This is a genomic window from Nonomuraea sp. NPDC052116 (genome assembly GCF_040680035.1).
In the GTDB taxonomy this organism is placed as follows: Bacteria; Actinomycetota; Actinomycetes; order Streptosporangiales; family Streptosporangiaceae; genus Nonomuraea; species Nonomuraea angiospora_A.
This window is the reverse complement of sequence record NZ_JBFAWA010000001.1, coordinates 499,203-511,327: the sequence shown is the minus strand read 5'-3', so window position 1 is coordinate 511,327 and position 12,125 is coordinate 499,203. Positions and strand designations below refer to the sequence as shown.

General features: G+C 72.5%; 10 protein-coding genes. 6 read left to right on the top strand and 4 right to left on the bottom strand.

Features of this window, described 5'->3' with window-relative positions:
• Window positions 1-101 precede the first annotated feature (101 nt).
• From AB0L65_RS02360 to AB0L65_RS02335, 6 genes are all read left to right on the top strand, one after another.
• Window positions 102-1,289 (top strand): hypothetical protein, encoded by a 1,188-nt coding sequence (locus tag AB0L65_RS02360; RefSeq protein ID WP_364239568.1) that lies wholly within the window; start codon window positions 102-104, stop codon window positions 1,287-1,289.
• Between the two features lie 67 nt (window positions 1,290-1,356).
• Complete coding sequence (locus tag AB0L65_RS02355; RefSeq protein WP_350722770.1) at window positions 1,357-2,349, top strand: LacI family DNA-binding transcriptional regulator; 993 nt, start codon at window positions 1,357-1,359, stop codon at window positions 2,347-2,349.
• Window positions 2,346-3,119 (top strand): sugar phosphate isomerase/epimerase, encoded by a 774-nt coding sequence (locus AB0L65_RS02350; RefSeq protein WP_364239566.1) that lies wholly within the window; start codon window positions 2,346-2,348, stop codon window positions 3,117-3,119. Before AB0L65_RS02355 ends, AB0L65_RS02350 begins: the two co-directional genes overlap by 4 nt.
• A 26-nt stretch (window positions 3,120-3,145) precedes the next feature.
• On the top strand, window positions 3,146-4,072 hold the full coding sequence (locus tag AB0L65_RS02345; RefSeq protein ID WP_364239564.1) for an alkaline phosphatase family protein: 927 nt from the start codon (window positions 3,146-3,148) through the stop codon (window positions 4,070-4,072).
• Between the two features lie 60 nt (window positions 4,073-4,132).
• Window positions 4,133-6,703, top strand: a complete 2,571-nt coding sequence (locus AB0L65_RS02340) for a PEP/pyruvate-binding domain-containing protein (protein ID WP_364239562.1) — start codon at window positions 4,133-4,135, stop codon at window positions 6,701-6,703.
• Window positions 6,704-6,707: 4 nt separating this feature from the next.
• Entirely contained in the window at window positions 6,708-7,301 is a 594-nt protein-coding gene (locus AB0L65_RS02335) for a class I SAM-dependent methyltransferase (RefSeq protein WP_364239560.1), read from the top strand.
• Window positions 7,302-7,310: 9 nt separating this feature from the next.
• On the opposite strand, the gene AB0L65_RS02330 is transcribed toward AB0L65_RS02335, so the two are convergent.
• The 4 genes from AB0L65_RS02330 to AB0L65_RS02315 all read right to left on the bottom strand — a co-directional run bounded on the left by AB0L65_RS02330 (window position 7,311) and on the right by AB0L65_RS02315 (window position 12,086).
• Window positions 7,311-8,183, bottom strand: coding sequence for a sugar phosphate isomerase/epimerase (locus AB0L65_RS02330; RefSeq protein ID WP_364239558.1), 873 nt, complete (start codon window positions 8,181-8,183; stop codon window positions 7,311-7,313).
• The gene (locus tag AB0L65_RS02325; protein WP_364239722.1) at window positions 8,180-9,310 is read right to left on the bottom strand and encodes a dihydrodipicolinate synthase family protein; all 1,131 of its coding nucleotides are present in this window, start codon (window positions 9,308-9,310) and stop codon (window positions 8,180-8,182) included. Before AB0L65_RS02325 ends, AB0L65_RS02330 begins: the two co-directional genes overlap by 4 nt.
• Before the next feature lie 35 nt (window positions 9,311-9,345).
• Entirely contained in the window at window positions 9,346-10,491 is a 1,146-nt protein-coding gene (locus tag AB0L65_RS02320; RefSeq protein ID WP_192786504.1) for a Gfo/Idh/MocA family oxidoreductase, read from the bottom strand.
• A 368-nt stretch (window positions 10,492-10,859) separates the two neighbouring features.
• Window positions 10,860-12,086, bottom strand: coding sequence for a ribonuclease D (locus AB0L65_RS02315; RefSeq protein WP_364239556.1), 1,227 nt, complete (start codon window positions 12,084-12,086; stop codon window positions 10,860-10,862).
• Window positions 12,087-12,125: the final 39 nt, after the last annotated feature.

The following is a 12,125-nucleotide window of genomic DNA, read 5'->3' as shown; positions in this document are numbered from 1 at the left end:
CCGAATTCGAACTAGAGAGGTTCATCGTGGCGCGCGACGAGAACGACAGGCCTTATGAGGACGGGCAGGGGAGGTCGTTAAACCCGGATCTGACGGGCGACGTGCTTTCCCCACGGTGGAGCACCGATGACACCGACGAGCAGCCCGCCATCCAGGTCGTCGGCAACGAGACCTACATCCTCCCCCTCGACAAGAGCGAGCCCCAGCTCATCGGGGGCCGTGACCTGCTCGACGACGGCCCGCACGATGTCCTCGGCGGTCAGAGCGGCCCGCACGATGTCCTTGGCGGCCAGAGCGACCCGCTCGACGCGGGCCGGCGCGACGTGTACGGCGACCCGCTCGACGTGGGGGGCCAGCGTGACATGTACGTGGCCGGCGACCCGCTCGACGGCAGCAAGCGCGACATGTACGCGGCCGGCGACCCGCTCGACGGGAGCCACCGCGACCTGTACGGCGGGGCCAGCGGTCCCCATCACGTCCTGGACGACAGCGACCTGGGCGGACCCAGCGGCTCCCACCGCATCGACGACGACAACCCGTACCTCCCGCTCGACCGCAGCTACGACGCCGGGATCGACGACGACCACGACGACGACAAGCCCAAGCGCGGCTTCCTCGGCTCGGGCTGGACGGAGGACTCGGACGACAAGCGCCCGAAGGACAGGCGCTCGGGCGGCCGTTCCGGCGGCGGCAACGGCGACGACGGCGGCGAGGTGCGCCGGCGCACCAGGAAGCTGCTGGTGGTCGCGGCCGCGGTCGTGCTGGTCGGCGTGGGCGCCGGCTTCATGCTCACGGGCAACTCCTCCGACGACCCCTGCAAGGGCGGTCAGTGCGCCAGCGCGGGCGAGGTGACGCGCCCCTCGGAGAGCGCGGCCCCCGAGGACACCACCTCGGAGGAGGAGTCTCCCGAGACCGAGGATACGGACACCCCGGAGCCGACCGAGTCCGAGTCCGATACCCCGACGACGACCGCGCCCACGCGGGCGGCCCGGCCCACGCGCGAGCCCTCGGCCCGTCCGACGAACACGCGCATCGGCCAGCCGACGACGAAGGCGAGCACCAGGCCCACCCGCGCCCCGCAGAACCAGACGAACGACAACGACGACCGCCCGGGCACCACGAACGACACGGACAGCAGGGACAACACGGTGTCGACCAAGGCGCCGGAGTCGAGGTCCACCCAGGCTCCGTCCACGCAGGCGCCGCCGCAGACCCAGGCGCCCGTGCCCGCGCCCACGCCCACCAAGGAGAGCAAGGGAATTCTGGACATCCTGTTCCCCTGGGCCTGAGACGTGCGAGGATGCGGATCCAGGTGCTGATCTGGCAGACTTGGAAACCGCTTTCCAGGGAGGTCTCGTGGTCACGCTTGAGGACGTCGCCAAGCAGGCGGGCGTCTCGCTCGCGACAGCCTCGCGGGTGCTCAACGGCAGCACCCGCCAGGTGGGCGCGACTCTGCGGGCGCGTGTCGAGCAGGCCGCGGACGAGCTGGGCTACCGCGCCAACATCGCCGCCCAGACGCTCGCCCGCGGCGCCAGCAACGTCATCGGCATCGTCGTCCACGACCTGACCGACCCCTACTTCGCGGCCCTGGCCGACGGGGCGATGCGGGCGGCCGCCACCGAGGGCCTGCTGGTCATGGTGGGCACCACGCATCGCGACCCCGAGCAGGAGATCGCCTACGTGGCCACGCTGAACGCCCAGCGCGTGCGGGCGGTGCTGCTGGTCGGCTCGCGCGTCGCCGACCACGCCGTCACGGGGCGCCTGCGCGACGAGCTCGCCCGCTACCAGTCGGGCGGCGGCCGCGCCGCCTGCGTGGGCCAGGACCTCCTCGGCGTCGACACCGTCGCGCCCGCCAACAGAGCGGGCGCTGCCGAGCTGGCCCGCGCGCTGGCCGGGCTCGGGCACACGCGGTTCGCGGTGCTGGCCGGGCCGCCGCACCTGGTGACGGCGGCCGACCGGTGCGCCGGGTTCGCCGGGGCGCTGGAGGAGCTGGGGCTGCCCGCGCCGCACGTCATCCACGGGCCGTTCGACCGCGATGGCGGCTACGCGGCGGCCCAGCAGGTCAAGGACGCGACCTGCGTGTTCGCGGTCAACGACGTGATGGCGGTCGGGGCGCTGGCGGCCTACAGGGAGCGCGGGGTCCGGGTGCCGGAGGACGTCTCGGTGGCCGGGTTCGACGACATCGTGACGCTGCGGGACCACGTGCCCGCGCTGACGACCGTGCGGCTGCCCCTGACGGACATGGGCGCGCGGGCGCTGGAGCTCGCGCTGGGTGAGACGGACGAGGTCGTGGTCGAGCAGGTCGCGGGCGAGGTCGTGCTGCGAGAGAGCGTACGGAGGATGGCGTGAAGCTGGCCGTCAGCACCCTGGGGATGCCCGGCGAGGGGCTGGACAGGGCGATCGGGATCGCGGCCGGAGGCGGTTGCCAGGGCCTCGAGCTGCGCCTGCATCCGGACACCGGAGTCCACGCCGGCCTCGACGCCGCGGAGCGGCGCTCGGTGCGGGAACGGGTCGAGCGGGCGGGCCTGGAGATCGCCGCACTCGCCGGATACGTCAAGATTTGTGCGCCCGAACCGGACGAACCGATCATCGAGGCGCTCCTCGCCGACCTCCGGCTCGCCGCCGACCTGGGCGCTCCCGCGGTGCGGGTGTTCCCGGGCGGCGACGATCCCGCCGTCGGCGCCCGCCGGCTCAAGGCGGTCTCCGGTACGGCCTCCGCGCTCGGCGTCCGCGTCCTCGTCGAGACGCACGACCACATGGCCACCGGCGCCGCCGTGGCCGGGCTGCTGGCCGAGGCGGGCTGCCCCGAGACCACCGGCGCGATCTGGGACCTGCTGCACCCGTGGCGCCACGGCGAGCCCCCGGCCGAAACGCTGGCCGCGCTGGGCCCGTACCTCTCCTACGTCCAGGTCAAGGACGCGGTCTCGGCCGAGGACACCACGCCGGTGCCCATGTGGACGGGCTCGGTGCCCTTGGAGGAGTCGGGCGAGCTGCTGCGCGCGGCCGGTTACGACGGATGGGTGTCGCTGGAGTGGGAGCGTACCTGGTATCCGCAGGTCGCCCCGGTCGAGGAGATCCTCCCGGGGGCGGCTGACTGGGTGCGGCGTTTCGCCCTTTAGATACCTTTCGCCGCTTAGATAGGGGGATGCCCCTATCTAAGCGGAACAAGGTGCTGGTCGTCGGGATGGACGGCCTGCGGTTCGACCGCCTCCAGGCTCTGGGCGCGCCCGTGCTGGGCTCGCTCATGTCCTCCGGCGCGTACGGCACCAGCAAGCTCCCCTACGGCGAGGCGGGAACGCCGCGTACGGAGTCGCCCGGCCAGGTCGTCCCCAAGGACCCCGAGTCGGGCGGTCGCGTCATCGCCTCGCGGACGGACTCGGGTCCCGGCTGGTCGTCGATCGCCACCGGAGTCTGGCCGGACAAACACGGCGTGGTGGACAACGGCTTCGCCAACCCCCGATTCATGAAATATCCGGACTTCTTGACTCGTGCGAAGCATGCCCGGCCGGAGCTGAGCACCGCCGCGTTCTTCTCCTGGGCGGCGCTGGACGAGCACGGCGCGTTCGGCCCGGCGATCGACCACCGGTTCGTCCTGGACGGCTACGGGTTCGGCTCCTGGGCCGAGGCCGACAAGCAGGTCGCCGCGGCCGCCGAGCGGCACCTGGCGGCGGCCGAGCCCGACGCCGTCTTCGTGTATCTGGGCGACACCGACGAGGTGGCCCACGACCTCGGCCCCCATTGCCCCGAGTACTCCGACGCGCTCCAGACCCAGGACGCCTACCTGGGGCAGCTGCTCGACGCGGTGCGGGGGCGGTCCTCGTACCTCGACGAGCGATGGACGGTGCTGATCACGACCGACCACGGGCACGTGGACGAGGGCGGTCACGGCGGGACGTCGGACGAGGAGCGCACGGTGTTCGTGATCGCGAACCGGCTGGAGGAGGACCTGGGCGGCCGCTCGCTCGGCGAGCCGCGACTGGTCGACGTGGGACCGACGGCGCTGGGCGTGCTGGACGTCGGGGTCGATCCCGCCTGGGAGCTGGACGGCGCGGATCTTTTCATCAACCGTTGAATTTCTCTCCCGGAAGAGCCACACTGAGTGACAGGAAGCTGAACGGCAGGGGAGCAGACGATGAAGACGGCACTGGCCTTCTCCGAGATCGACGCCGGGATGCTCGCCGAGGTGGGCGGCAAGGCCGCGAACCTCGGCGAGCTGGCCAGGGCCGGCCTTCCCGTCCCACCGGGATGGGTGCTGACCACGGAGGCGTACCGGCGGATCGCGGAGGGCCTGGAGACGAGCGGCGACGGGCTCGCCGAGCGGGCCAGGCGGCACCTGCTGGAGGCGCCGGTGCCGGACGACGTGCGCGAGACGATCGTGACGTCCTACGCCGCGCTCGGTGACGACGTGGCCGTGGCGGTGCGCTCGTCCGCCACGGCCGAGGACCTGCCGTTCGCCAGCTTCGCCGGACAGCAGGACACCTACCTCAACGTCGTCGGCGCCGAGGCGGTGGTCGAGGCCGTGCGCCGCTGCTGGGCCTCGCTCTGGACCGACCGCGCGGTCGCCTACCGCGAGTCCAACGGCATCGACCACGCCGCCGTCCGGCTGGCGGTGGTCGTGCAGGAGATGGTGGACGCGCGGGTGGCGGGCGTGATGTTCACCGCCAACCCGGTGACCGGGCGGCGGCGCGAGGCCGTCATCGACGCCAACCCCGGGCTCGGCGAGGCCGTCGTCTCCGGCGCCGTGAACCCCGACCGGTTCGTCGTCTACGGCGGCGAGATCCTCGAACGCCATGCCGGCGACAAGCGCCTGACCATCCGTTCCGTGCCCGGCGGCGGCACGGAACGCGTCGAGACCACGCACGACGGTCTCTGCCTGACCGACGACCAGGTGCGCGCGCTGGCCGAGCTGGGCGCCCGCGTGGAGGACCACTACGGCGCGCCCCAGGACACCGAGTGGGCCGTCGACGGCGACGGCCGGCTCTGGCTCACCCAGGCGAGACCGATCACCACCCTCTACCCGCTGCCCGAGCGGACCCGGCCGGGCCTGCGGGTGTACTTCTCGGTCAACGTCGTGCAGGGCGTCATGGGGCCGCTCACCCCGATGGGCCTGTCGGCGTTCCGGCTGATCTCCTCCGGGGCGGCGGGGCTGCCCGGCTACGGGCCGGCCGACCCGCGGGACGGCGCGCCGTTCATGACCGTGTCGGGCCAGCGCCTGTGGCTGGACCTGACCACGGCCGTACGCAGCCGCTTCGGCCGCGCGGTCCTGCCGCGCATGCTCGCTCTGGGCGAGGCGCGCACCGTCCCCGTCTTCGAGCGGCTGGTGGAGGACCCGAGGCTCTCGGTGGTGCACACGTCCCCCCGCCCGGTCCTGCGCGGCCTGCGCAGGTTCGCCCGCCGCATCCACGCGCCCTCCCGGGTCCTGCTCGCCCTCACGCGGCCGAAGGAGGGCCTCGCGTACGCCGCCCGCCTCGGCGAGCAGCTGGACCGGCGCCTGCGGCTCCCCGAAGCGGCCACCCCCGCCCAGCGCCTGGACCACGCCGAACGCCTGCTCGCCGCCACCTTCCCGGTCATCCTCTCGATCATGCCCATGGTGCTCACCGGCTACGGCCTGTTCGCGCTGGCCTCCAGGCTCTCCGGAGTGCCGATCGCCGACATGCAGGACGTCCTGCGCAGCGTCCCGCACAACCCGACCACGGAGATGGACCTGGAGCTGTGGCACCTGGCCACCCGCATCGAGCCGGAGCCGTTCAGGAAGGAGCCGGTGGCCGAGCTGGTCCGCCTCTTCGAGGCCGGGAAGCTCCCGCCGGTCGCCCAGCGCGAGATCACCGCGTTCCTGGACGAGTACGGCCACCGCGGCGTCGCCGAGATCGACCTGGGCGTGCCCCGCTGGTCGGAGGAGCCCGCGCACATCCTCGGCGTGCTGGCCAACTACCTGCGCATGGACGGCGGCGCCGACCTCGCGCCCTCCGCGCTGTTCGGCAAGGGGGCCGAGGCGGCGCGCTCCGCCATCGCCCACGTGGCGTCCGAGGCCCGCCGTAAGGGCCGCTGGCGGGCCGCGGTCGTGCGTTTCGGGCTCCGGCGAACCAGGGAGTTCGCGGGGCTGCGCGAGCTGCCCAAGTTCTACCTGGTCAAGACCCTCGCCGGGGTGCGGCGGAGCATGCTCGCGGTGGGGGAGCACCTGGTGGGCCTCGGGGTCCTGGACTCGGCGCGGGACGTGTACTTCCTCGGCTTCGACGAGGCCAGGGCCGCCCTGGACGGGGGCGACCTGCGCGCGGTCGTGGCGGAGCGGCGGGAGACGTACGAGCGGGAGTCGCGCCGCAGGCACGTCCCGAGGATCCTGCTGTCCGACGGCACCGAGCCCGAGGCGCTCGCGACCAGTGCCGTGGAAGGCGCGCTGACGGGCACCGCCGCCTCGGCCGGCACCATCAAGGGCGTGGCCAGAGTGGTGCTCGACCCCATCGGCGCGCACCTGGAGCCCGGCGAGATCCTGGTCTGCCCCTCGACCGATCCCGGCTGGACGCCGCTGTTCCTGACGGCGGGCGGGCTGGTGATGGAGATGGGCGGCGCGATGTCGCACGGCGCCGTGGTGGCCAGGGAGTACGGCATCCCGGCCGTCGTCGGCGTCCCCGACGCCACCCACCGCATCACGACGGGGCAGGAGATCGAAGTGAACGGCGCCGCGGGGACCGTGACGCTATCGTGATCAAATGTCCGAGACCTACTGGAATCACAACGTTCATTACCAGAGGCTCGTCCTGAAGCTCGTTCCCGAGGACTGCGCGCACGCGCTCGACGTCGGATGCGGTGACGGACTGCTGGCGGGCAAGCTCGCGGCCCGCGTCCCCTACGTGACCGGCGTCGACCGCTCCGCCGCGGCGATCGCCATGGCCCGCGAGCGCCGCCCCGGCAACGTCTCCTTCCTGGAAGGCGACTACCTCGACGGCCGGCTCCCCGAGGGCAAGTACGACCTCGTCACCGCCGTCGCGGTCGTCCACCACGCGGACTTCGGCGAGGCCATGGACACGCTGGTGCGGCTGCTGGCGCCGGGCGGCCGGCTGGTGATCGTCGGCAACGCCAGGGACCGCACGCTCCTGGACGGGGTCGTCCGGCTCTCGGGCCAGGCGGTCTCGCACGTGCTCAAGCTGTTCCACGGCGGCAAGCGCGGTCCCGGCGTGCCGGCCATGGACCCCGTCATGTCGTGGGGCGAGGTGGGGCGGGCGGCCCGCCGGCTGCTGCCCGGCTGCCGCTTCCGCCGCCTCCTCCTGCGGCGCTACCTGCTGGTCTGGGACAGGCCGAGGTAGCGCCGGACGTCACCGTACGGGGAGCACCACGTCCTCGTAGCGAGTCTTCATCGTGGCCACCACCTCGTCGGGGTCGGCGGCCCAGACGTCGGCGTTGAAGATCTCCACCTCGACGTCGCCCGCGTAACCGGCGTCCAGGACGGCCTGCGTGATCGGCCGGAAGTCGATCACGCCGTCGCCCATCATGCCCCGCCCGAGCAGGATGTCCTGCGGCAGCGGGTGCAGGTAGTCGCACACCTGGTAGGAGGCGATCCTGCGGCCGGCCCGCGCGATGTCCTCGAACACCCTCGGGTCCCACCACACGTGGAACGTGTCGACCACCACGCCGACCTGCTCCTCCGGGTGGGCCAGGCTCAGGTCCAGCGCCTGGCCCAGGGTGGACAGGACGGCGCGGTCGGGGCAGTAGATCGGGTGCAGCGGCTCCAGGGCCAGCTTGACCCCGCGCTCCCCGGCGTACGGGGCCAGCTCGGCCAGCGCCTCCGCCACGCGCTCGCGCGCCCCGGCCACGTCCCGCGAGAACCCGCTCGGGGGCAGGGCCTCGCCCGGCTTCACCCCGGGCAGGCCGCCGACCACCATCACCAGGCAGGCCGCCGACAGCTCGGCCGCCTCGTCGATGGCCCGCCGGTTGTCGTCCAGCGCCTGCGCGAAGGCCCGCCGGCCCTCCTCGCCGGGCAGCCCGCCCGCCGTGAGGAAGCCGCCCCGGCACAGCGAGGACACCCGCAGGCCGGCCTCGCGCACCAGCTTCACGCTCTCCGCGAGGCCCTGCTCGGCGACCTTCTCCCGCCACAGCCCGACCGCCTCCAGGCCGTGCCGCACGCACCCGTCCACGGCCTCGGCCACGGACCACCGCCGGGTCGTCCACTGGTTCAGCGCCAGGCTCACAGGCCGTTCACCGCCAGCAGCGCCTTCATCCGGCCCATGGCCAGCTCCTGGTCGGACAGGAGCCCGGCCTGGTCGGCGAGGCGGAACACCTCAGCCAGGTGCCGCAGCGAGCGGGCCGACTGGGCGCCGTTCACCATGGCGAACGCGTCCTGGTGGCCGTTCAGCCAGGCCAGGAAGACGATGCCGGTCTTGTAGTTGTACGTCGGCGTCTCGAAGATCTTCCTGGACAGGGGGACGGTCGGGGCGAAGATCTCGTCGTAGCGGGCGAGCTGCCGGGCGGCCTCCTCCTCGTCCTGCGCCGCCTCGGCCGCGTCCAGGGCCTGGAGCGCCGCCGTCGCCGCCGGGGCGATGGCGTCGAAGATGCCCAGCAGCGCGTGCGAGCCCGACTTGATCAGCGACGGGTAGTTGAAGTCGTCCCCCGTGTACAACCGGACGCCCTCGGGGAGCGCGGCGCGCAGCCCCACCTCGTGCTCCTCGTCCAGCAGCGACACCTTGACGCCGTCCACCATCGCGGCGTGCGCGTGGATCAGCTCCAGGAACGACTCGGTGGCCGCCGCCACGTCGCCCGAACCCCAGTAGCCGGCCAGCTGCGGGTCGAACATCTCGCCCAGCCAGTGCAGGATCACCGGCCGGTCCGCCAGGCCGAACAGCTTGCCGTACACCTGGTGGTAGTCCTGCGGACCCGCCGCCACCCTGGCGAGCTGGCGGGAGGCCATGACGATCACCCCGGCGCCGGCCGACTGGACGGTCTCGATCTGCTCGGCGTACGCGGCCGTGATCGTGTTGAGGTCGGCGGCCTGGGGCGCGTGGTCGGTGCCCGCGCCGCAGGCGACCAGCGTCGCCGGGTCGCCGTACGAGCGGGCCTCGGCGGCGCTGCGCCGGATGAGCTCCTTGGTCGCCGCCCAGTCCAGGCCCATGTTGCGCTGGGCGGTGTCCATGGCGTCCGCGACGCGCAGGCCGTGCGTCCACAGGTGGCGGCGGAAGCGCAGGGTCGCGTCCCAGTCGACGGCGGCGGGGGAGCCGGGCGTGTTGTCGCCGAGCGGGTCGGCCACCACGTGCGCGGCCGCGTACACGACGCGGCCGGCGGGCGGGCCGCCGGGCACCTCCCATGTGACGGGCTCGCGCAGGGTGTAGGCGCCGATCCCGGGCAGGTCGATCGTCGTCACAGCTGCGGCACCTCGATCCTGCGGCCCTCGGCGGACGAACGCAGCCCCAGCTCGGCGAGCTGCACGCCGCGGGCGCCGGAGGCGAAGTCGTTCGGGAAGGGCGCGTCCTCCAGCACGTGCTTGATGAACGCCTCCCACTGCACCTTGAACCCGTTGTCGAACTCGGCGTTGTCCGGCACCTCCTGCCAGCCGTCGCGGAAGCGGGCGGTGGCGGGCAGGTCGGGGTTCCAGACGGGCTTGGGGGTGGCGGAGCGGTGCTGCACGCGGCAGTTGCGCAGGCCGGCCACGGCGCTGCCGTGCGTGCCGTCCACCTGGAACTCGACCAGTTCGTCGCGGTTCACGCGAACGGTCCAGGAGGAGTTGATCTGGGCGACGATGCCGCCTTCGAGCTCGAAGATCCCGTACGCGGCGTCGTCCGCGGTGGCCTGGTACGTGTTGCCCTGCTCGTCCACCCGGGCGGGGACGTGGGTCACGGCGCGGGCGTAGACGGACTGGACGCGGCCGAACAGGTTCTCCATCACGTAGTGCCAGTGCGGGAACATGTCGAGCACGATGCCGCCGCCGTCCTCGGCCCGGTAGTTCCACGACGGGCGCTGCGCCTCCTGCCAGTCGCCCTCGAACACCCAGTAGCCGAACTCCCCGCGCACCGACAGGATCCGGCCGAAGAATCCGCCGTCGATCAGCCGCTTCAGCTTGAGCAGGCCGGGCAGGAACAGCTTGTCCTGCACGACGCCGTTCTTGACCCCCTTGGCCGTTGCCGCCTCGGCCAGCGCCATCGCCTCCTGCGTCGACTCGGCGGTGGGCTTCTCGGCGTAGATGTGCTTGCCCGCCTCGATGGCCTTCAAGACGGCCTTGACGCGGGCGCTGGTGACCTGGGCGTCGAAGTAGATCAGGTTGTCGTCGTCGGCGAGGGCGGAGTCGAGCTCCGTAGTGAAATCCGAAATCCCATGCTTCGCCGCGATATCTGCCAATTTATCGGCATTTCTGCCGACAAGTACTGGCTTGATCTTCACCCTGCCGCCGTCCGAGAGCGTGACCCCGCCCTGCTCGTTGATGGCCAGGACGGAGCGGACCAGGTGCTGACGGTAGCCCATCCGCCCGGTGACGCCGTTCATCACGACGCCGATGGTGCGCACGCTCATTGAGGATCCCTTCAGGACAAACATGGGGAAAGCGCTTTCCCGAACCGTACGGCCGCCCCACCAACCCCGTCAAGTAGCCCCAACCCCGACACACCCGAAAACCCACCCCCGAGCCCAATACCTGGGCCCGCAAGGACGCTCGGGCACGGTGTGTTCGGACGCGGTGCCCGGCGGCGCAAGGGCATTCGGACGCGGTGCTCGGTCGGGCATTTGGGCGCGAGGCGGGTGTCGGCGTCGTGGGTCGTTGGCGTCTTGCGGCGCGCTGATGCGTTGGCGGGCCGTGAGCGGAGCCGGACGGGGGTGTGCGACGCGCCCCGACCCTCCCGGGTTCGGGTGGGTCGGGGCGCGTCGCGGTGAGGCGTGGGGTGTTAGAGGTCGCCGCGGGTTTCGAGGCGGCCCAGGGCCTTGGTGATGGGGTGGGCCGTCAGGGAGAGCTGCCACTCGCGGGCCCCGAGCTCGCGCAGCCGCTCCGTCACCGTCTCCTCGGTGACCTCCTCCGGCGGCTCCCAGGTGAGCCGCCGTACCGCGTCCGGCTGGAGCAGGTTCTCGGTCGGCATGTGGTGCTGCTCGGCCAGCCCCGCCACCACCGCTCGCGCGGCGGCGAGGCGTTTGGCGGCGGCCGGGTCGCGGTCGGCCCAGCGGTTGGGCGGTGGCGGTCCGTCGCCCGGGGTGCTCGGCTGCGGGAGCTGGTTGTCCGGCAGTCCGCGGGCCCGGGTGACGGCGGCGAGCCAGTCGCCCATGTGGCGGCGTGCGCTACGCCCGGTGAATGCTGATATTTCGGTCAAGGCCTTCTTGGTACGGGGTCCCTCCAGCGCGGCGGTGACGATGGCCGCGTCGGGCAACACCCGACCCGGCGCCAGGTCGGACTCCCGGGCGATCCTGTCGCGCATGGTCCACAACTCCCGCACGATCGCCAGCGCGCGTACGTTCCGGACCTTGTGGATGCCCGACGTACGCCGCCAGGGATCGGACCGCGGCACGGGCGGCGGAGTGTTGAGCACGGCGGCGAACTCCTCGCGCGCCCACTCCAGCTTCCCGCTGTCGGCCAGCTCCTGGTGGAGCACGTCGCGGAGCTCGACCAGCACTTCCACGTCGAGGGCCGCGTACCGCAGCCAGTCTTCCGGCAGCGGCCGGGTGGACCAGTCGGCGGCCGAGTGTCCCTTCTCCAGGCGTAGCCCGAGCACCGTCTCGACCATCGTGCCGAGTCCGACCCGTTCGTAGCCGAGCAGCCGCCCCGCCAGCTCCGTGTCGAACATCTCCCGTGGCCTGAACCCCACCTCGAGCAGGCACGGCAGGTCCTGGGAGGCGGCGTGCAGCACGATCTCCGCCTCGGCCACGGCCGCGTCGAGCGCGGACAGGTCGGGGCAGGCGATCGGGTCGATCAACGCGGTCCCGGCCCCGGCCCGGCGCAGCTGTACGAGGTAGGCGCGGTTGCCGTACCGATAGCCGGAGGCGCGTTCGGCGTCGACCGCCACGGGACCCTTGCCCGCGGCGAAACGCGAAACGATTTCAGTCAGCGCGTCGGCGTCCGCGATGACCGCTGGAATGCCCTCGCGCGGCTCCAGGAGCGGCACGACGGTACCTTCTTCTGTCACGAGTTCACCGACCTCATGACGCTTGTGCTGTCTTGACTG

What these genes read in the sequence shown, in the direction of transcription:
- AB0L65_RS02345 (WP_364239564.1), top strand. Translation starts at nt 3,146, where the DNA reads ATGCCCCTATCTAAGCGGAACAAGGTGCTGGTCGTCGGGATGGACGGC.
- AB0L65_RS02340 (WP_364239562.1), top strand. Translation starts at nt 4,133, where the DNA reads ATGAAGACGGCACTGGCCTTCTCCGAGATCGACGCCGGGATGCTCGCC.
- AB0L65_RS02335 (WP_364239560.1), top strand. Translation starts at nt 6,708, where the DNA reads ATGTCCGAGACCTACTGGAATCACAACGTTCATTACCAGAGGCTCGTC.
- AB0L65_RS02320 (WP_192786504.1), bottom strand. Translation starts at nt 10,491, where the DNA reads ATGAGCGTGCGCACCATCGGCGTCGTGATGAACGGCGTCACCGGGCGG.